The sequence below is a fragment of the Mesorhizobium jarvisii genome (assembly GCF_003601985.1).
GTDB lineage: Bacteria > Pseudomonadota > Alphaproteobacteria > Rhizobiales > Rhizobiaceae > Mesorhizobium > Mesorhizobium jarvisii.
This window is the reverse complement of record NZ_QZXA01000015.1, coordinates 97,066-116,957: the sequence shown is the minus strand read 5'-3', so window position 1 is coordinate 116,957 and position 19,892 is coordinate 97,066. Positions and strand designations below refer to the sequence as shown.

Annotated in this window: 16 protein-coding genes and 3 pseudogenes; 7 read left to right on the top strand and 12 right to left on the bottom strand. The window is 58.4% G+C overall.

Translation table 11 applies throughout. The features are described from left to right. A partial coding sequence (locus D3242_RS34520) for a hypothetical protein (RefSeq protein WP_245435308.1) occupies positions 1-207 on the top strand: 207 nt, incomplete at its 5' end. A gap of 816 nt (positions 208-1,023) precedes the next feature. Here D3242_RS34520 and D3242_RS29485 read toward each other — a convergent pair. Continuing rightward, a complete protein-coding gene (locus D3242_RS29485; RefSeq protein WP_019864017.1) occupies positions 1,024-1,692 on the bottom strand; it encodes a hypothetical protein in 669 nt (222 codons plus the stop codon). A 573-nt stretch (positions 1,693-2,265) separates the two neighbouring features. Here D3242_RS29485 and D3242_RS29480 point away from each other — a divergent pair. Both D3242_RS29480 and D3242_RS29475 read left to right on the top strand, forming a co-directional pair. Further along, positions 2,266-3,567: a cytochrome P450 gene (locus D3242_RS29480; protein ID WP_019864015.1), complete on the top strand. Its 1,302-nt coding sequence runs from the start codon at positions 2,266-2,268 to the stop codon at positions 3,565-3,567. After that, positions 3,564-4,556: a glycosyltransferase family 2 protein gene (locus tag D3242_RS29475; protein ID WP_019864014.1), complete on the top strand. Its 993-nt coding sequence runs from the start codon at positions 3,564-3,566 to the stop codon at positions 4,554-4,556. Before D3242_RS29480 ends, D3242_RS29475 begins: the two co-directional genes overlap by 4 nt. 186 nt (positions 4,557-4,742) lie before the next feature. On the opposite strand, the gene D3242_RS29470 is transcribed toward D3242_RS29475, so the two are convergent. The 6 genes and pseudogenes from D3242_RS29470 to D3242_RS29450 form a co-directional block, all read right to left on the bottom strand. Further along, entirely contained in the window at positions 4,743-4,928 is a 186-nt protein-coding gene (locus D3242_RS29470) for a hypothetical protein (protein ID WP_019864013.1), read from the bottom strand. Continuing rightward, the gene (locus tag D3242_RS33395; protein WP_147377505.1) at positions 4,916-5,512 is read right to left on the bottom strand and encodes a hypothetical protein; all 597 of its coding nucleotides are present in this window, start codon (positions 5,510-5,512) and stop codon (positions 4,916-4,918) included. The genes D3242_RS29470 and D3242_RS33395 overlap by 13 nt, the downstream gene beginning before the upstream one ends. Further along, positions 5,394-5,948: a hypothetical protein gene (locus D3242_RS29465; RefSeq protein WP_147377504.1), complete on the bottom strand. Its 555-nt coding sequence runs from the start codon at positions 5,946-5,948 to the stop codon at positions 5,394-5,396. The genes D3242_RS33395 and D3242_RS29465 overlap by 119 nt, the downstream gene beginning before the upstream one ends. 193 nt (positions 5,949-6,141) lie before the next feature. Then, a complete protein-coding gene (locus tag D3242_RS29460) occupies positions 6,142-6,531 on the bottom strand; it encodes a hypothetical protein (RefSeq protein WP_019864010.1) in 390 nt (129 codons plus the stop codon). Between the two features lie 213 nt (positions 6,532-6,744). After that, positions 6,745-6,981: a YhjD/YihY/BrkB family envelope integrity protein gene (locus D3242_RS29455; RefSeq protein WP_236952537.1), complete on the bottom strand. Its 237-nt coding sequence runs from the start codon at positions 6,979-6,981 to the stop codon at positions 6,745-6,747. A 40-nt stretch (positions 6,982-7,021) separates the two neighbouring features. Beyond that, a pseudogene (locus tag D3242_RS29450) lies at positions 7,022-7,144 on the bottom strand (transposase); the annotation flags it as partial. Between the two features lie 60 nt (positions 7,145-7,204). Here D3242_RS29450 and D3242_RS34170 point away from each other — a divergent pair. Then, a pseudogene (locus D3242_RS34170) lies at positions 7,205-7,385 on the top strand (ribonuclease); the annotation flags it as partial. 116 nt (positions 7,386-7,501) lie between these two features. Continuing rightward, positions 7,502-7,861: a hypothetical protein gene (locus D3242_RS29440; RefSeq protein WP_223217969.1), complete on the top strand. Its 360-nt coding sequence runs from the start codon at positions 7,502-7,504 to the stop codon at positions 7,859-7,861. A gap of 332 nt (positions 7,862-8,193) precedes the next feature. Here D3242_RS29440 and D3242_RS33390 read toward each other — a convergent pair whose 3' ends face one another. The 3 genes from D3242_RS33390 to D3242_RS34165 form a co-directional block, all read right to left on the bottom strand. Beyond that, positions 8,194-8,409, bottom strand: coding sequence for a hypothetical protein (locus D3242_RS33390; RefSeq protein ID WP_147377503.1), 216 nt, complete (start codon positions 8,407-8,409; stop codon positions 8,194-8,196). Between the two features lie 865 nt (positions 8,410-9,274). Further along, on the bottom strand, positions 9,275-9,553 hold the full coding sequence (locus tag D3242_RS33715; RefSeq protein ID WP_199201953.1) for a hypothetical protein: 279 nt from the start codon (positions 9,551-9,553) through the stop codon (positions 9,275-9,277). A gap of 90 nt (positions 9,554-9,643) precedes the next feature. Beyond that, on the bottom strand, positions 9,644-9,904 hold the full coding sequence (locus tag D3242_RS34165; protein WP_223217970.1) for a hypothetical protein: 261 nt from the start codon (positions 9,902-9,904) through the stop codon (positions 9,644-9,646). Positions 9,905-9,926: 22 nt separating this feature from the next. Here D3242_RS34165 and D3242_RS34160 point away from each other — a divergent pair. Together D3242_RS34160 and D3242_RS29425 are read left to right on the top strand one after the other, a co-directional pair. Next, positions 9,927-10,302 (top strand): annotated as a pseudogene (locus tag D3242_RS34160) (outer membrane lipoprotein carrier protein LolA). 739 nt (positions 10,303-11,041) lie between these two features. After that, positions 11,042-11,305 (top strand): YMGG-like glycine zipper-containing protein, encoded by a 264-nt coding sequence (locus tag D3242_RS29425; RefSeq protein ID WP_027047926.1) that lies wholly within the window; start codon positions 11,042-11,044, stop codon positions 11,303-11,305. 255 nt (positions 11,306-11,560) lie between these two features. Here the strand turns inward: D3242_RS29425 and D3242_RS29420 are convergent, their stop codons facing one another. Both D3242_RS29420 and D3242_RS29415 read right to left on the bottom strand, forming a co-directional pair. Next, positions 11,561-13,633: a response regulator gene (locus D3242_RS29420; RefSeq protein ID WP_019864005.1), complete on the bottom strand. Its 2,073-nt coding sequence runs from the start codon at positions 13,631-13,633 to the stop codon at positions 11,561-11,563. 5 nt (positions 13,634-13,638) lie between these two features. Further along, entirely contained in the window at positions 13,639-19,350 is a 5,712-nt protein-coding gene (locus D3242_RS29415; RefSeq protein WP_425374471.1) for a HAMP domain-containing protein, read from the bottom strand. Positions 19,351-19,892 lie beyond the last annotated feature (542 nt).

Here is a 19,892-nt window from a genome sequence, read left to right as displayed (position 1 = left end):
AGAGTCGCCGCCGCCATACAGGTGACACCGAGGGCGCCAAGCCCCATCAGCTTCCACCGTGTCACCTCAGCGGCCACTTACTCGATGCTCGTCGTTATCGGCGGAGGACGCGACGGCCTTCAAACGCATGCACAGGACTCACAAGCGGCGATTCAATTAGCCTTCGCTAAAATAGCTTCGGAACATTTTAGACGACTGCATGTTTGAGCGTGATGAAGGCGCACGATCGAGGAACACTGCCCGCCCGGCGTGCTGCCGAGCGAGGAAGCTGTAAACGGCCTCTACGGGCCGGAGCTGATCCATGAGGCTGAAGCGCCGGCGGCTGCCATCGTCGCTACTATCGACAAGATGCAGTTGCGCGTGATGATGAAACCGCCTGCCCGCAGTAATCAGATAGTAGGCCAGGAAGCCCACCAGCGCGCGTTTCGGCTGGCCGCCGTTCTAAGCGCGTCTTGCTGCGGGCCGCATCAATCGGGCAAGTAGCCGCCGATGCATATCTTTGAGGGGTGGGGAACGCTTCGGGGCTCTTAGAGCGCAAGACTTGGCGATGGCGGCCCTGGCGTCGTTCAGTCGCAACTGCGCTGTGGCGAGCTGGTTCACGAGCTCCGGCATTCGAACGACGGTATCCTCAATGAATCGCATCGCGGGCGCGCAAGCCAGATACTCGCCTCGCAAGTGGTCCGCTGCATCAAGCTCAGCGCTGACAAGCATCCCAGGGCTAATACCGCATGGCTGAAAGGCGAAGCGGTCCGGCCGCATCAAACCCGCCGCTTCCCGGCGGCGGTCGCGCCATCGCCGACGCCTGCCGAAAATCGAAATCCCCATAGCCATCGCCTGTGGCCCGCGGGTTCCTTCATCGGGGACTTTCGTACGCCTGCCGGCGCCCGAAACTCTTCACGGCAGCAGACGGTCCGGATCCGGGAATCAATAGCCAGAAAATGCCGTCCGCGTTGCTTGGGTTGGATGAGGTGTCAGGCACGGCGGCGGGTCGCAAGCAATCCTAAGAAACACAGTCTTGTCAATTTAAGCATCAGGCTGCAGCTCCAACACGAAATCCCTCAATTCGTAACCGCCTCTCATGTCGGAAACAGCTCCGAACATATTTTCACGCCGCTGGAATATCGTGGCTTGAGCACCACCATCGAGTTCGTCGGCACTGCGTCCCAAAACCAGCAAACCGCCATCGACGACTGTCTTTGCAACGGCCCGGAGCGCGCGTTCGATTTGAACGCGCGGAAAATTTCTCTCCCCAAGGGCATTCATCACGCGCACGACATCATACTGCGTAGGTGAAGGCGAAAAGAAATTATCCCTAGTTGCTACGAAGCAGTTGTCAATTTTCGTCCTTGCCATGACGTCGGGATGGAAAAGTGAAACGGACGTCAGCTTTGTTACGCTTGGAGACAACAGCCGAGCCAAAAACTCATTTGCCCGCTGGCTTCTCAATGCGATAGCGCCCAGTGCTACCTGGAGCACAACTTGGTCTTTGTCGAAGAAGACCCAGAATATCCCTTTGCGGGCCGCGCAAATCTCATCGTAGTAATCGCTTGCCGTAAGCCTGACAGGTCGCTCGTGGCTTAGCCTGTTGAACAGTTCCAAAGACGTAATACCGTCAGATGCAGCCATGTCGTGAACGGTGACTTCCTTGTCTATCGGTAACCACCGGGTGGCCGAGATGATGGCTGTGTCCAAGTCAAGAAACCGGTTAGGCCGTGTCGTTTTTGACGTGAACGGTCCACCTGGCATCGATGCAAGTATGCGCTTTCGTTCTTTGGCGGTGGGTGTGGAAAGCAACCTAACAAAAGACGGCGCTAAGATTTGCATGAGCAACCCCTTACCATGCGGCAGGCTGTCGTTAAAGGCGAACCCTGCAGGGCTGTTCAGGCGCGTCGGTGCAGGGCCAACCCAGAACTGCGCGGTCCATCTTAACGTGTGATGCGACGAGAATAGGGGCTCACCAACCTACGCATTTTTCTGGATTATTCGCTCATCGACATGAACTAAACTCGGTCCCGTTCGTTTAGGGTTGAAAAGAGGGCGAGCAGCTTGATACTCAGTCGACATCGTAGGTTTTTTTCAAAACGATCAAAACTGGCGGCACGAGTTGCGAAATTCTTTTTGTCGCGATTTTGCGGTTCCCAAAGAGGTAACCACCTATCTGCCGCCCCCCGATGAACGGCTGCATCGCAGCTTGGAAGCGCTAGCTTGAAACGTCAACGTCGGCGACAATTGAGGGACGCTCGCGGACATCCGGGAATGTGGTGAATGGGCGCTACGAAGAGACATCTAGATCGCCTGAAAATTGCGAGCAAAATAGGCCAAGCATGGCTGCACGGTATTTTCACATCAAGCCGACTGGCTCCCGGACTTATTTCAAAGAGTAGCGGGGCGCCCGCTGACCAATTTCATCTTCTTGAACAGCACCGTCAATACGGCAATATTTTCAAGACATGGTCGGGTGGAAAGCTGACAACCTGCATCGTGGGGCATGAACTAGGCCTGAGGTTTCTGACGGAAAACAAAGCCAAGCTGCGCGCCGCCACGATCGATATGACGCCGATCTTTCCAGAGGGCTTCCTACGAGCAATGGAGGGAAGCACCCACGTCCATTATCGCCGCATGTTTCTAGCTGCTTTCCGAGCCGTCTCGCTTGAAGGTCGCAGCGCAGAACTTAGGACTATCCTTCGCAGCCGCCTGGCCGAACTGACCACCGGCGAAGGCCGGCTGCGCTCCCAGGCAGCAGCTCGAATTCTTAAACAAGCGTCGACGGCGTTGATGCTGCAACTCGTCTTGGGTGCCAAAGACGGGTCCGAGATCGCTGGTGAACTCACGGACGCGTACGATGACTATGCCCCAAACGGCATGCATATTGTCATCACGCCCACCGAGCGCGCCAAATACGAGCGCATCAAACGTTTAGTGCTTGCATTGGCGGACGACCTGAAACGATCGGAACCTGCGCCTTCGAGCTTACTCGAATACATGGTGCGGTCCCAAACGCTCGATGACACGGTCATTGGCAATTTGATACATATGACCGAATTTGCTCGTTACGATTTTCACGGCTTGTGGCGTTGGATACTTCTCGAACTGGCGGGCGAGGAGAGTTACCTGAATTTGATAGCAGCCGAACCCGATGCTGGGCGACGCGAGTTGATGGCAAAATCAGCAGTATCCGAAACCCTCCGCATGCAGCAAAGCGAGTTTATCCTTCGGACTGCCATCATGCCGATCGTCTTCGAAGGCTTCCTTATTCCAAGGCGAAGTCGAGTCAGGATCTGCATTTGGGAAGCGCACAGAGACCCCGGCCAGTTTCTCGATCCGGATGTCTTCAAGCCCGACCGATTTGTCGACAAGAAATTCTCAGGCGCTTCTTATGCTCCGCTCGGACTTGATCATCACCGGTGTCTGGGCGCTGGTTGGACGGTTCAGTTGAGCGGCATGCTCGTTGAGGAGCTCGCAGAAAACTTTTCCGTCAAACTCTTCAATTATGGCACCGTCAGCCGAGGTCACTTCCACTATGAGCCAGGTCCCGACTCTCACATATCATTGACGGCAAGGCGATGATCCGCGAACCGCGTGCTGAGGTAATGACGCGCGTCTATATTGGCATTGCCTCGCGAGATCGGCCGAAAATGGTTTCAGAACTTCTTGACTCGGTTGCTCGCCTCGACATCAGAGCGAACCTTGAGCTGGCAATCATTCTCGTTGAGAATGGCAATGGCGAAGTCTTGCGGCAGGCAGTTGAGCGTTTTGCGGCAACCCGTGCTAGCATCAAGATTCATCACCTTGTCGAACCGCGGCTGGGTATTGTTTTCGCGCGCAACGCCGCTCTCGAGTTTGCTATCAACTCGAAGTTCGATGGCTTGGCGTTCGTTGATGACGATGAGGTCGTCACGCCCACCTGGATTCTCGAACTGCTATCGGAACAACAACGCGGCCAATATGACATTGTCGGAGGGCCGGTCAGGGCATTTGTTGACCCGCGTCCATTGACCTTCTGGAACCGAATCGTCTGGAAGGGTCTCTCATCGCGCGTACAGCAGGTGGAGCAAACATGCGGCGAAAGAAAAGCCAACGGCAAAGAGTCAGAGATTGTCCTCTCAACGAATAACTGGCTTGTGAGCCTGCCTTTCGTTCGAAAGGCGAACTTGAGGTTCGATGAGCGCTATAATTTAACTGGAGGAGAAGATACGCGGTTTTTGCGGGATGCATGGCAACTTGGTGCCAAGACGGGGTGGGCACCCAAGGCTGTCGTTCGCGAGCAGATCGTGCGCGAACGGCTGTCGCCATGGTACCAGATTAGACGAGCGCGCGACCACGCCCTTGTATCTTTGAATGACAAATCTCATCGACGGCCGGCATCGAAATGGCTCCGTGCGCCTGTGTCTGCAATTTTCAAACTTCTGTCCGGGTTGGTGCTGTTGTTGCTTGCGCCCTTTACGGGAGGGGCGACATTCTTCAATGCGCTCAGGGCTCTAGGCGAGGCCGCTGGCCGCACCCAGGGTCTCTTAGGCATCAAAAGCAAGCATTACAGTCTGACAATGGGCAAATGACGCTTGTCGAGCGGGCCGCACACGACGCCCATTGCTTTGCCTCGAAGCGCCCTTTTGCTTCCGCCATTTCCGGGCCTCGCTGTCTACACCATGTCGCATAGGAGCCCGTCCTCTCAGCGCCCAAGGAGCGCGGCCGCAACGGAATTATGGTGCGAGAAGGCACCCAGCGCCTCGCAACTAGGGGGATTAGTTGAAGGCGGGGATGGTGGTCACGGTCTCCTCCTGAAGCTTGGCCTTAATCTCCTCGGGTGTGAGGTCTGGGCCTCCCGGAATCAGATCGTGCTTCTTGAGCCACCAGATCGGTAGCTCCTCGGCGTCGCAGTGGGCCAGGTTCGCGTTGATCTGCGATCGCAGCCGCTTCAGTTCCTGCACGTGATCACAGTGCTGGCGACCTGGTCGAACTTCGGCCGCACCACACCGATGCTAGTGCGGACTTCGACCAAAATCGGTTCGGCGAGCTGCAGCGAGCTTGGCCCGTCGAGCTCGAGCTTCGAGGGCAGCGCCAGTGCTGCCGTCGGTGGCGGGCATGCGCACGGGAATGACCTTGTCGACCGATACGGACGCTGTGCCGGTCGTCGTGAGCTTAGCCTCGCATGCATACTGATCGAGCGGGCTGGGTCGTCGTCGAATGCCTTGAGGGTGGAGTAGCCCAGCACGCCACACGACACGAACGGAGCGTTTTGTGCAAACCGCGACGCTGTCACCCTCAACTCGCCGGGGCTTAGGTTCGTAACGCTCCATGTGCCGCCGACGGTCACCGCTTCGGCATCGGCTGAGAACGTCGTGATCGCGCCAGGAAGGGCTCTCGGTGCTGTGAACGGAATGCGGGCGCGGTACTTAAAGCGTTCGATTTCCTCCACCGTCGTACCCTCCGGGAGACCGTCGATCCCGGAGGCGATCTCGGCGATGGTGTGGGACACCTCGTCGAGCAGCACGCCGAGCAGCTCGTTGAGCACTATCGCCGCCAGCCAAACCGACGAGCGGGACGAACGCTGCGACGAGGCCGGCGATCACGGCCCGAATCCCGTCGGCAAGGTCGTCGGCCGCGGAGGCGTCGATTTCGACTATTACCTCGCCGGCCTCGTATCCCACCGAGATACCGAACGAGGCCGAGACGACGTTGCCAAGCACCTCGACGCCGTCCTCCCGCACATTAAGATAGGGCCTGATCGTGAAGGAGGCGCGATCGCCGTGGCCAGAATACTGCACATCGACGGTGCGCACCCGATACTGGCCGAGCGCCTGCGTGAGCCGCCCCCAGATCTGCGTCTGGATCGTGAGGCTCAGGTCCTTTGGAAGTGCGACAACGGCCCAGTCGGCGCCGCCGAGCCTCACCGTCATCACGCCGTTATAGAAGTCGGTCCAGCGATAGGCGTTGCCGTCGTCGGCCACTCGGCCCGGTCGCGTCGAGGGCGATCCCCTGGTTCCAGAATTGCAGGCCCTTGGCGAGCGTGTCCGAGAGATCCAACTTGAGAGGCTTCAGGTTGAGAAGCGCTTTCAGCTTGTCCATCGCACATTGCTTTGGGTCGACGACGCCCGCGATCGACGGGAACGTGATGCCGACCAGGAGGTCGCGGAATCTCGTCTAAAGCGCCAGCACGCCAATCGAAGATTGCTTTACCTCGAGGTCGAAGATGAGCGTGCCGTCGATGGTCACATCCGGAGTAGCGACGCGGTTCGGGTTTGCTGCGATGTTGGCTTCGGCCGTTATATCGACAGTAACGTCAACAGCCAGCTGCGTCTGTCGCGCGGTGATTGCGTTGTAGCCGGGACCTTGGTCGTGGCCGGCGTTGACATGCAATAGTTGGTAGGACGCCATCACGTCGCGGCGGAGGCTCGCGCCGCGGTAGCGCACCCGCTGTAGCTGCATGCCAAGGTAGGGGTCCGGTAGCGGGCGCGGTATCGCGAGCAGCGTCTGGAGCACCTGGTCGGTGAACTTTTTGGCGCTAACCTGGAGCTCAAGCGTTGAAGTCATAGGATAACTCCAGCTGCGTGAAGGTGATCACTGGTGCTCACTCTGTGGCGCTAGAAAGGGACAATCCCTCCGGGTGCCGTAGCGGAAAAATGCGTTGCCTTTTGATCATACGCAATCAGGGGAATGCGTCGGTTGTAGGTGGCATTGTAGTTGGCGAATTCTGCAAATAGGATGAAAACAACCACGACGCCGCGATCCACGCCACGGTCGCAATCAAAGAGCCCAACTCAGCCAACGCCATTTGGCGCGTTCGCGGCTTGGGCCGAAGCGATAAAGCAGAGAAATTCCGGTCAGCATCGCGCAGACCAGGACCGGCCACCGGGCCGCTGCGACTAGCGTCTCCGTCCACGCATCGAGATAGAAATAGCGCAAGAATGCGGGAACGACGCCCACCGTGAGCAACAGCACGATGCCGATCAGCAACGCTCCGACGGTGAATAGGATCGACATCAGGTTGAGCGTGATGAGGCTGCGTTTTTCGCGTTCCTCATAGGCGATCGTGGACATCGAGGTCGCGGGCAGCCTGGGCCACCGTAACGCCCCGATCCTTGATCAATCTAACAGCCTCAAGCTTTAACTCGCGGCTGAATTTCCTTCGATTCCAACTCTCCAGTTCCGTTAAACACCTTATCTCGGTGTCCCAGAAACCGGCAGAAGGCCATACCGCAATAGATCCCTCGGCGCCGTAGTCGGTTTGATGATGTGGACGTGGATTTCCGTCATCATCCGTCGGTGCCGCGATCAATGTCGAGATGGAGCATCAGACAGCCCTAGACTCCACGACAGGCCCGCCCCTGCCCATGGGCAAGCGTGGTGCAGTTGTAGCGGATACGTTGGGCAAAACCGCAGACTGATTGGCAAGCGCACAGAGCAGCCGTGCGTCGTGGATCCTACCAGCGCGCGAAGCTAGATACGGCCACTTTTCTGAGTTGCCACCGCCTCAGGACACAACGTGCGTTCAAGGAAAAAGTTGAACAGCGATGTCGATACCGCGTCTGCTTTCATGCGGCGCACGCTGCCCTACCCCTTGCCGTGCAACCAAAACCGCCGTTTTGTCCGGTTCGATATTTCGGGGGATATCTTGGGACCATCCAGCAAGGACAGGGCGAGCGCCGCGTTTCGCAGCGCCGGAGACATGGCTGAGCGTATCGGTTCGTTTGGTTGGGGCGCTACATCTATCGGGCCGGTCTCTTCATGGCCCACAGAGCTGAAGACACTCGTCGATCTCATTCTAGGCTCTGCACAACCTATGTTTGTCGTCTGGGGCCAGGACCACATCTGGCTCTACAACGATGCCTTCATGCCGGAAAGTCGGGGCGGCAATGGTTGATATCCTGCGCACGGACAATCCAGAACTCAAGGTTCTCTACACCACGGGCTACACGCGCAACGCTATCGTTCACGACGGTATTCTCGATTCTGGAACGAAGATCTCGCGGAGAAGGTGAGGACGATTTTCGACGGTCGTTGAAAGGTTTTGAACAGCGAAGCCTCCATGCCTGCGCGACGCTTTGGCCGCAGGAGCGTGTCTTCAACTTCCGGATCGGGAAGCAGATGGCGTCGCAATCTGCGTGGAGCCTATCCAGGCCAGTGACTTTGGCCAGGGAAATTCCCCAGGGCGATATTAGTGATCGGCGCGACAGCCACGCCAGATGGCGAGGGTTATGACCTTGAATTGGGTACTTGGTCGGATGGTTGCTGCCCGTTTGATTGATGAGTCTTGTCTTCCACCTCATTCACGGGGCGCGTCAGCCCACCGCCATGCTTGGTCTTCTCGTTTCCCGCCGCGTCCTGAGAGAATGCATCCGAAGGGTCCGCGCCGGTCTTTGCCGGATATTTTGTCGCCCCGGTTTCGCGATGGCTCTTGTTGTCACGCATGTCTTGACACTCCTGATCAAAGATAACCCGCCCACGCCAGTGCTAGTTCCAGATGGAACATTCCTAAGGTAGGTCGTTGGCCCCAGCGAAGCTGCCGAACCGAACTGCGAGGATTGCCGGCGCATAAGCGGTAGCGCATTGACGTTTTTCAGCATTGGCCGCGGCCTTAGGAGCCTACCTGGTCTCCCTCAGCTCGGTCGGCTACCAGGCAATCCCATTCCGCGATCAGTAGCGGCACCAACGATATTGCCGGCCTATCTCCTCAGGCCAAAAAAGCTCAGCACCGCAAGAACAACGACGACTAGCCCTACGATGTAGATAATGCTGTGCATATGTCGGCCTCCAAAATAATAGGCAGTCCACGCTGTTTGCCTGCCGATCTGGTCATTGCGTCGAAATCAACATTTCCGACTGCCTAATGTTCCATAGGAGGCCGTATTTTTACGACGTCGTCCTTGGGCGGCTTTAGCGGGTTTTGCTGCTTTGGTCCTTGCGTTGGTGCGCGCCTTGGAAACGGTCCGACAAACGACCGAGATCTTTTTGATGGCAACAGGACATCCGTTTACCTCCGAAATAGCGTCTACCAATGGATCTCGACGATACGCCCTTCGCCATCGCCCGACCCGTAGTCCCCTCGATGCCCCGGCGGGTCCTTCGGTAACGTTAGGAAACCCCTTTCTTCCAAACGCCGCAACCGTTCAGTGGCCGGCGACCTTATTAGCGGCAATTGCTGCCGCGATCGAAGTCCACCTCTTGATCGGGACGAGTCCTGGATGCTCCTGCTCATAGATCACCACCCGCCAGCCTTCCTCAAATCGCCCGGAACCAAAGCGATCACACGATGTTAAGCAGGCGAAGGGCCATCTTAAATCGTTGAGGATCTTAACTGAAAACCGCCATTCTTAGTGCTTCGGCACTGTGCCTGCTCGTACCATCCGTGGCCTCGGCCGACGCGATCGTAGTTCAGACCATCGACATCACCGACACTCACTGGAACAATGATCGTGTGGTCATCTATCGCGAAGGACATCGCCTCCATCACCGCCGACATGGCGATATCGCTTTCTTCGATCACGGTCGCCGGCACCATCGCTCCGACACGGTCGTAATCCGAAGCCCGATGGATCGATCGCACCATCGGCATCGCCACGTTGTTATCCAGCAGGACGAGAATGGAGGATACTGACGGCAGCCCTATGCCCGGCTCTCAATTCGAGAGCCGGGCACAAATGTATTACAACGTAACGGTAGGACATCGGCCAAAAGCTTCGTCGCCGTCATCGAGCACGAGAGGGGCATTATCGCAATCGGCGAGAGAAAATTTAGGCGATGGATTGCCCGTTAATGAAATCATGTAGTCGCTCGAACCTGGAATGCGGAAAAGATCAAAAGACTGCTGGCTTCCGGGTTTGTAGTTGTCAGCGCTACCGCCATCAATCTTGACCTTGCGCCTGCCTTTTCGGACGCGCATCTCAGATGCAGCGACGATTGCCAATCATTTCTCGGCGATAAAGTCCATGTCCGGGGACTTCGTTCAGTCCGGCCCAAGGGAGGAAAAGAGCGGAGGTAGATTTTTTCTCCAATGCCCGGGCAAGCTTCGGTTCGACTATGCAGGCAAATCCGGGATCAGCTTGATTGCAGATGGAAATCTACAACGAAAGGCTCAAGACGTCGCACCTCGATTCTCTCTCGAAGACGCCGCTCAAGCTCCTGCTGGACGACAAGGTCGAATTCTCTGGCAGTCGCCTGAAAAGTGTCAAAGACGATGGCGCCCAGGTTGTTACCATCAAGCTGGCCGACAAGTCGGTCTTTGGAAACTCGAACATCACGATGGTCTTCGACAGGAAATCGCTCGATTTGCGCAGATGGAGCCTAACCGACGAAAGAGGGTAAAGCACGACGGTCACTATCTCCAATGTGAAGGAGGGCGTTCGCGCTCCTCCGGGCATTTTCACCATCGATTATGCAGCAAACCGTGAATTCAACACCACTGCGAAATGACGGCGGACTGTCGGCAAGTCTGGCAGCAAGGCTGAGGCCGGCGCGTTCCGGAGCAAGCGGAACCCTCCGAGCCAAGGATGCCTTTCACGGAGCATAGAATTGTTCATGCTCATAGCGCCCCAACGCGCGTGCCCACCGGCTTCGTCCACATGCATTTTCATCAACAAATGCTAAGGGCGGCGTGGACCCGGTACGATAGCGGTTATCGTCGCACTCACACAGGCCATGGCGACGCCAAAACCCCGCCTGACATGCTCTCTTTTTATCGCCGAGAGTCATTTGCTCGCTGTGACCGGATTCGCTGTCTCTGCAGGCAACGGCGCGGGAACCAGCCTGGCCAGATCGCCTTGAGAAGAAGGAGCATGCTGGTCCCTAAAACCGAACGAGCTCCATCTTTGCTAATGCAATGCGTCGAGGCTTTGGATGTTCCGCTTGGCTTGGATTAGATCCGAAGTGTGCCGAAAGGCGGCGGCACAGCGCTCGAGGCCCGCACTCCGGGGATCCGCCGAGATACTCATGTGGCTCGTCAAAAATCATCGTTTAGCCAGATCTAAATTAGGCTGATGTGGATCCAAAGCGGGAATCGCGCATTTAACATCCGGCTCACTTTCGGGCTGCTGGAGGACGACTCATGAAAAGGACAATGCTCGTATTAAGCCTTCTCAGTGCGCTTGTTGCATGTTCCCGCACGGAACAGGGTGCTGCCGTGGGCGGATTGGGTGGGGCGGCAATCGGCGCCGCCGTGGCTGGCAACCCAGTCCAAGGCGCGGTCGTCGGCGGAGCTGCGGGTGCCATCGCCGGAGCGGTGATCGGGCACGCCAGCGAGGCCGGCCAGTGCCGCTACAGGGATCGCCAGGGGCGCGTCTATGTTGCGCGGTGTCCCGAGGGGTATTGAGGGCGCCGGGCCAGCGCGACCCTGCGATGGGACGTGCGGCTGCCGCGGTTCGGCTCTTTCGCCGATCAGATAGGCCGAGGCGCAATGGCAATGCAGTCTTCGCGCTTACGCCCTGGCTGATTCAAGGTCAGGCGCTAGGCCCCTGCTGAGAGATTGGTAGGAGTGCATTCGACATTCACAGCGTCGCAGCCTTGACCCGTTTGGCGCGCAGCGAGATGGTTTCCTGGACGCTTCGCTGCGGTCAAGTGGCTCGCCCTATCCTGCCTTTGTTATTTTCGTGGCCGCCTGTGCGATTGCCCGAAAGATCCCCTCGATGAGATCCTTCTCTCGGAACGGCTTGCTTAACAATGGGACGTCCGACGGGCGATCCGAAATCGTATCCGCTTCGGCATAGCCCGTCACTATCACGGCGGGCCAGTCGCCGCGAAGGTTACGCGCAAATCGAATGACGTCGATCCCGGTGATTAGCGGCATGGCAAAGTCAGTGACGATTACGTCAAAATCATGCGGTGCCCGTTCAATGGCAGCCAGCGCCTCAGCGCCGCCGGACGCGCAGGTTACCGGAAAACCGCGCCGCCGAAGCGACTCGGCAGTCAGTTGCCGCAACACGCTGCTGTCGTCAATCAGAAGGACAGACGGGGTTTCTTTGCCGCTGTAAGTTACGGGTTCCTCGTTGCTCGCCGCGTTATCGTTGAAGGAATTATCAAAAGAGCGTGGCAGCCACAGTTCCATTGCCGTTCCTCGTCCAGGGGCGCTGTCGATGCGAAGAGAACCACCGGACTGCTTCATGAAGCCATAAACCGTGCTGAGCCCGAGCCCAGTTCCCTTTCCAACCGGCTTTGTCGTGAAGAATGGCTCTATGACCTTCTCCAGAATGTCGGGAGCGATTCCCGAACCCGTGTCCTTGACCGTTACGACCACATATTCGCCGGCCGCCAAATCTTGCGACGTCGCGTTGAGGGCACGATTTTTTGCATGCACAACGATCGTTCCACCAGATGGCATGGCATCGCGTGCGTTGAAAACAAGGTTCATCAGCGCAAGTTCAAGCTGCCCGGCATCGACATGTACCGGCCATACCGTGTCGTCGATCTGCCAATCGAAGCGAATCAAGCCCCCTAAAACTGGCGCTACCAACCCGTTCATGGTGTCGCCAAACCCTGCAAGACGCACCGCTTGCGGTTTCAGCGTCTGGCGTCGCGAAAAGGCGAGCATTCGAGTGACGAGATCGGCCCCTTGTCTGGCCGAGCGTCGCATCAGCTCGAGAACCTGCCGGGACTGGTCATCCAAGCTTGCACCGCGTTCGAGCAGTCCCAGCCCACTCAAGATTGCGGCGAGCAGATTGTTGAAATCATGAGCCAAACCACCGGTCAGTTTGCCGATGGCGTCAAGTCGCTGCGACTGAAGCAGCTGGTCCTCGAGAGCCCGCCGCTCGGTGACGTCAAGCAGCGTCCCCAAGATTTCCGGTGCGCGGCCATCAGAGCCACTAGACATCACACCTTGGTCGAGAAAGATCCGATACTCGCCATTGGCGCACAGCCAGCGGAATTCACAGGTGTAGGAGCCGGTCGTCTTTGCCGCCAGCAGCGCTTGCTCCAACCTGGCGAGATCGTCCGGATGGACCCTGCTGAGGCCAAAGGGCGGATCCGAGGTCAATGTCTTGGCCGAAAAACCGGTCAGACGTTCCACTCCATCGGTGACAAAGCGCGCTGCAAAGGGCGGCTCGGCTGCCCTCGCATGGAAACAAACCGGCAGCGAACTCAAAATGGCGTCCTGCCGTTCCTCTACGTTGCGCAGCGTCTGCTCCGCCTCAAGCTTGTCCTTCTGCGCCTGGAGTGCCTGTGCCAGCAGTCTCTTCTCGGTCGCTGCCTTTCGCTTGATTTCCGCCGTCTTTTCGTGGAGGTCGACGAATACAGCGACTTTCGAACGCAGCATGACCGGATCGAACGGCTTGAACACATAGTCGACCGCGCCGACATCATAGCCGCGCAGCATGTGGGCCTGCTCCTTGTTGATGGCTGTAAGAAAGATGATGGGAGTGCGCCTGGATTGCTCGCGCTGGCGTATAAGCGCAGCCGTCTCATAGCCGTCTATTCCCGGCATGAGGACATCCAGGAGGATGATGGCGAAGTCCTCCTTCAGCAGAAACCGCAAGGCCTCTTCGCCCGATTGCGCGCAGATGACATCGCCCGTCGAAGCAAGGACTTCGCTGATCGCCAGAAGATTACGTTCATCGTCATCAACGGCAAGGATCCGCGCCCTTGCCGGTCTCTCGGCCAATTGCCCGGCCTCAAGCTTTCTGACCTTATTCCTCTGAGGTTTTTGCATGGCCGTCAGTTCACTGCCACGAGCATCTGTTCCGGAGTGTCCGTGCGTGCCCTGGAACGGCCTATCCAGACACGAAGCAATGCCAGCAGGAGATCGAGATCGACGGGCTTGGCGATATAATCGGAAGCACCGGCGTCCAAACACTTCTGCCGATCGCCCTTCATCGCTTTGGCAGTGACGGAAATAAGCGGGATGTGAGCGATCGCCGGCATCCCGCGAATGCGCCGCATCGTCTCGTAGCCATCCATCTCCGGCATCATGATATCGATCAAAGCGGCGTCGACATCGGGCGTCTGCTCCAGCAGTGCGATGCCGTCGCGGCCGCGCTCGGCATGCAGAACCTGAATGTCGTAGGTCTCAAGGACGCTGGTGAGAGAGTAGATGTTCCTGATATCGTCGTCGACGATAAGCACTTTCGCTCCGGCAAGATCGGACTTGCCGGCCTGCTCGACTGCTGGATCCCCCTCTTCGCGTCCTTCTCCGGGCAGGGTCGCCGAGATTTGCAGCGCCAGTTGGGCAAAATTCTCGGCCCGCGGCGCATTCGCAAGCGCCGGGTTCAGGGCCAACACCTGTTCAAGCGCATCGGGATGAGGGGCAAAGAACAACAGCTGAGGCAACGCTTCGCCAAACTGGCCGGTGAGCTCGTCGAGCACCTGTGCATTGTCCCTAGCCGAGCGCCCGAAGCCAAGCACGACGGCATCGTACGAAGCCGTGCCGATATCGTCGGCATTTGCCGCAAAACGGCCGATCGCAGTGACCGACGTCACCCCGTCGCGGATCGCTTCGACCAGCGATAGCCGGCGCTCCGGGTCGGGGTCCGCGACCAGAACGCGCCTCTGAATGCGCAGCTTCCTGGAATGAATATGCTGAAACACCCTCATCAGTTCCTCGGAAGAGACAGGCTTGGTCGCGATGCTGGACGCCCCCTTGCGGGCGAGAGCGTCGATATCCTCGGCACCCGAGATGACATGAACCGGGATGTGACTGGTCTTCTGATCGTGACGTAGCAGATCGAAAAGCACCCAGCCGTCGATATCCGAAAGACCGAGATCGAGCGTAATCGCATCAGGAACGAGTTTGCGGGCCAGGGCAAGTGTGCCGGAACCGGCGGTCGACAAGACACCTTTGAGGCCGGCCGAACGCGCGAGACCAAGCAGCAACCCGCCAAAGGTCGGGTCGTCTTCGACGATTAATACGACCCGATCCGTCGGCGTGATGGAATCGCGATCGTCGATCAGCTCCGCCGAAGGCGAGCTGCCGAGCGATGCCGGCGCGGCAACTGCCTCGGTTGGCGCAGGCAAGACCGACTGAGCGGCCGCCGCATGGGGGCCGTCGAACGGTATGACCAGCGTAAAGGTCGAGCCCTTGCCGGGCGTGCTTTCAACGCGTAGCTCACCGCCAAGCAGGCGTGCGATTTCCCGGCTGATCGATAGCCCAAGCCCGGTGCCGCCATATTTGCGGCTGGTGGTACCGTCGGCCTGCTGGAAGGCTTCGAAGATCAGTTTCTGCTTGTCTTCCGGAATGCCGATGCCGGTGTCGGTCACGGCGATCGCCAAGGCCTTCATCGCTTGCCCGGAGCCATTGCGGCGGCCGGCCTTCTCGACCCGGAAATTCAGGCTGACTTCGCCCTGCGAGGTGAACTTGAATGCATTCGAAAGAAGGTTGAGGACAATTTGCTGCAGGCGCTTCTCGTCGGTGCGGACCGTCTCGGGAAGTGCGGGATCGACCTTGATGGTGAAACCGAGGCCCTTGTCGGCGGCCAACTGCCGGAATGTGCGTTCCATATGCTGGCGCAGATGGGTCACCGGCATATCGTTGATGTCTATGGAGACGGTACCGGACTCAATCTTCGACAGATCGAGGATGTCATTGATGAGGCTGAGAAGATCGGTTCCGGCAGAGTTAATGGTCCGCGCGAATTCGACCTGTTTTTCATTGAGATTGCCCTGCTGGTTGGTCGCAAGAAGGTTGGAAAGAATAAGCAGTGAGTTGAGCGGTGTGCGCAGCTCGTGACTCATATTGGCCAGGAACTCGGACTTGTACTTCGACGTAAGCGCCAGTTGTTCGGCTTTCTCCTCCAGAGCACGCCGCGCCATCTCGATTTCGAGATTCTTGTTTTCCACCTGCTTCTTTTCGTTCTCGAGAAGCTGCGCCTTTTCCTGCAGCTCCTCGTTGGTCGCATGCAGCTCTTCCTGCTTCTTGGTCAGTTCGGTCTGACGCGCCTGCAATTCCGAGGTCAGCAGCTGGGACTGCTTGAGCAGCCCCTCGGTGCGCATCGTTGCGGCAATGGTGTTGAGAACGATGCCGACGGATTCCATCAGCTGGTTGAGAAAGGACTGGTGCGTCTCGCGAAATTCGCCGAACGAGGCGAGTTCGATAACGGCTTTGACCTCATCCTCGAACAAGGCGGGAAGAATAATGACGTTGGCTGGCGAGGCACTGCCGAGACCTGACGTGACGCGAAGAAATTCCGGCGGCACATTGTTCAGCATGATGGCCCGCTTGTCAGCAGCGCTTTGGCCGACCAGACCTTCGCGCAGATCGAGACGCTGTTTGATGGCGGCCCTGCTTTCGGCGCCATAGGACGCCGCAAGCTCAAGATAGGATTCCTCTTCGTCGCGGTTGGTGACGTAGAAGACCCCGTATTGGGCGTTCACCAGCGGAGCGAGCTCGGACATGATAAGCCGCGAGACGGTGGCAAGATCGCGTTCGCCCTGCAGCATGCGCGAAAATCGCGCGAGATTGGTCTTCAACCAATCCTGCTCCGCATTCTTAAGGGTTTGATCCTTCAGATTGCGGATCATTTCGTTGATGTTGTCCTTGAGCGCGGCGACCTCGCCGGAGGCCTCGACGCTGATCGAGCGGGTCAGATCGCCCTTGGTCACCGCTGTCGAAACCTCGGCAATTGCGCGCACCTGCGTGGTCAGGTTGGCGGCGAGTTGATTGACGTTGTCGGTGAGGTCGCGCCACAGGCCGGCAGCACCTGGCACGCGCGCCTGACCGCCGAGCTTGCCCTCGATGCCCACTTCACGCGCGACATTGGTCACCTGGTCGGCGAAGGTAGCCAGCGTCTCGATCATGCCGTTGATGGTGTCAGCGAGCGAAGCGATCTCACCCTTGGCATCGACCGTCAGTTTGCGCTTGAGATTACCCTGCGCGACCGCTGTCACGACGTCGGCGATTCCACGCACCTGATTGGTCAGGTTCGTCGCCATGAGGTTGACGTTGTCGGTCAGGTCCTTCCAGGTACCGGCCACGCCTTCGACACGCGCCTGGCCGCCAAGCTTGCCTTCGGTGCCAACCTCACGCGCCACGCGGGTCACTTCGCCGGCAAAGGAGTTGAGCTGGTCCACCATGGTGTTGATGGTCGACTTGAGCTCAAGGATTTCACCCTTCACGTCAACCGTGATTTTTTTCGACAGGTCACCGCGCGCAACAGCGGTCGTTACTTCCGCGATATTGCGCACCTGGCCAGTCAGGTTCTCGGCCATGGAGTTCACATTGTCGGTCAGGTCTTTCCAAGTTCCAGCCACGCCGCGCACCTGCGCCTGGCCGCCCAGCTTGCCTTCGGTGCCGACCTCGCGCGCTACCCGCGTCACTTCCGAGGCGAAGGAATTGAGCTGGTCGACCATCGTGTTGATCGTGTCCTTGAGCTCCAGGATTTCCCCTCGCACATCGACAGTGATCTTCTTTGACAGATCCCCAAGCGCCACGGCCGTGGTCACTTCGGCGATGTTGCGTACCTGGCCGGTTAGATTGGCGGCCATGGCATTGACGTTGTCGGTCAAATCCTTCCAGGTGCCGGCGACACCACGCACCTGCGCCTGACCGCCCAGCTTGCCATCCGAGCCGACTTCGCGTGCCACGCGCGTCACCTCCGAGGCGAAGGAATTGAGCTGATCCACCATCGTGTTGATGACGTCCTTGATCTGCAAGATCTCGCCCAGTGCATCAACCGTGATCTTCTGCGTCAGGTCTCCGGTGGCAATCGCCGTCGCCACCTTGGAGACATCGCGCAATTGCACGGTCAGATTGCCGGCCATTGCGTTGACGTTGTCGGTCAAGTCCTTCCAGGTGCCGCCGACGCCTTCGACATGAGCCTGCCCACCAAGCTTGCCTTCCGAACCGACTTCGCGCGCCACACGGGTGACCTCCGAAGCGAAGGAATTCAACTGATCGACCATCGTGTTGACGGTATCCTTGAGCTCCAGGATTTCGCCCTTGACGTCGACGGTGATCTTCTTCGACAGGTCGCCGCGAGCCACCGCCGTCGTGACCTCTGCGATGTTGCGCACCTGTCCGGTCAGATTGGCAGCCATCAGATTGACGTTGTCGGTCAGATCCTTCCATGTGCCGCCGACGCCCCTCACCTCGGCCTGACCGCCCAGCTTGCCTTCGGTTCCGACCTCGCGCGCCACGCGCGTCACTTCCGAGGCAAACGAGTTCAGCTGATCAACCATCGTGTTGATGGTGTCTTTCAATTCCAGAATTTCGCCTTGAACCGCGACGGTGATCTTCTTTGAAAGGTCTCCAGAGGCAACCGCCGTCGTGACCTCTGCGATGTTGCGCACCTGTCCAGTGAGGTTTTCAGCCATCGAGTTGACGTTGTCAGTGAGGTCCTTCCACGTGCCGGCAACGCCGCGCACTTGCGCCTGGCCGCCGAGCTTGCCTTCGGTGCCAACCTCACGCGCGACGCGGGTTACCTCGCCGGCGAAGGAATTGAGCTGATCAACCATGGTATTGATGGTCGATTTCAGCTCAAGGATTTCGCCTTTCACATCGACCGTGATCTTCTTGGAAAGGTCGCCCAAGGCGACGGCCGTCGTCACCTCGGCGATATTGCGCACCTGGCCGGTCAGATTTTCGGCCATGGAATTCACATTATCGGTCAGATCCTTCCACGTCCCGCCGACCCCTTCCACGCGTGCCTGGCCGCCCAGCTTGCCTTCGGTGCCGACCTCGCGCGCCACGCGTGTCACTTCCGAGGCGAAGGAATTGAGCTGGTCGACCATGGTGTTGATGGTGTTCTTCAGCTCCAGAATCTCGCCCTTCACGTCGACGGTGATCTTTTTCGACAGGTCCCCGGATGCAACCGCCGTCGTCACCTCCGCGATGTTGCGCACCTGGCCGGTCAGGTTGGTTGCCATGGCATTGACGTTGTCGGTCAAATCTTTCCACGTCCCGGCGACTCCTTTCACGCGCGCCTGGCCGCCGAGTTTGCCTTCGGTGCCGACTTCGCGCGCCACGCGCGTTACCTCGGAGGCAAAGGAAGCAAGCTGACCAACCATGGTGTTGACGATCTTGCCTATGCGCAGAAATTCGCCGCGCAGCGGTCGACCGTCGATCTCGACCATCATCGTCTGCGACAGATCACCCTTAGCGACGGCGCCGATGACGCGCGCGACCTCGGCCGTCGGTTGGACCATGTCTTCTATGAGATCGTTGACCGAGCGTACGCTGGATTCCCAGCTGCCTGTAGCGTTTCGGACGCGGCCACGCTCGCCTATCCGCCCATCCTTGCCGACGACCCTGCTCAGACGCTCGAATTCTCGGGACACCTGGTCGTTCAGATCGACGATCTCGTTGAAGGTTTCCGCGATCTCGGAATCGAGGCCTTCGTAGACGTTGTCGATGCGGACTGAGAAGTCACCGCGCCGGAAGGCCTTTAGAGAATTCAGTATGCTACGACGGTCCAATTGCGTCTTGGATGCCTGCACAGTCACAGTGCCCCTCCCCGGTCGATCCATGTCGGATAAATGCCCCTCGCGTGCGAACGATACATTCCCCCGCAAGTCCCCAAACGCCGCGATTTCAATTTGGTTCCGGGCGGCATTTAGCTTTCCCAAGTCGAAAATTACACAAACATTTGGGTTCCCCTGATGGCGAAGCGCATTGCAGTCGCCGGGTGGGCGACCTGGTTATCAGTAGCGACGACGTCTCTTCTTGTTATACCGCCGTTCAGCCGGCCCGCCGGCGCCGCAAGGCTCGGGAGCAATTTCCTGCCGTTCGGCCTGATGCGATCGATGGCGCCACTTTTCAAACTCTTTTGGATTCGGGCGCCGCAACAGCACGCCTCGCCGGCGATCGACACGTAGCGGGCTCAGCCGGGAAGCTCGGTCATCGCGCTCGTTCGAAGGTATCGAGGCTCGTGCCGAAAGCCCGCCAAGTCCCGATTTCAGCGAGTTTTGCGGGCGCGCGCCACTTCCTCCGCAGTCAATGCGTTGCCAGCAACCGTGTGCCAGAGCGTTTTATGACACCG

Coding starts and splice junctions, on each gene's coding strand:
- D3242_RS29460 (WP_019864010.1), bottom strand. CDS start 6,531: ATGACTTCAACGCTTGAGCTCCAGGTTAGCGCCAAAAAGTTCACCGAC.
- D3242_RS29475 (WP_019864014.1), top strand. CDS start 3,564: ATGATCCGCGAACCGCGTGCTGAGGTAATGACGCGCGTCTATATTGGC.
- D3242_RS29455 (WP_236952537.1), bottom strand. CDS start 6,981: ATGTCGATCCTATTCACCGTCGGAGCGTTGCTGATCGGCATCGTGCTG.
- D3242_RS33390 (WP_147377503.1), bottom strand. CDS start 8,409: ATGCGTGACAACAAGAGCCATCGCGAAACCGGGGCGACAAAATATCCG.
- D3242_RS29480 (WP_019864015.1), top strand. CDS start 2,266: ATGGGCGCTACGAAGAGACATCTAGATCGCCTGAAAATTGCGAGCAAA.
- D3242_RS29425 (WP_027047926.1), top strand. CDS start 11,042: ATGAAAAGGACAATGCTCGTATTAAGCCTTCTCAGTGCGCTTGTTGCA.
- D3242_RS33715 (WP_199201953.1), bottom strand. CDS start 9,553: ATGCCGATGGTGCGATCGATCCATCGGGCTTCGGATTACGACCGTGTC.
- D3242_RS29420 (WP_019864005.1), bottom strand. CDS start 13,633: ATGCAAAAACCTCAGAGGAATAAGGTCAGAAAGCTTGAGGCCGGGCAA.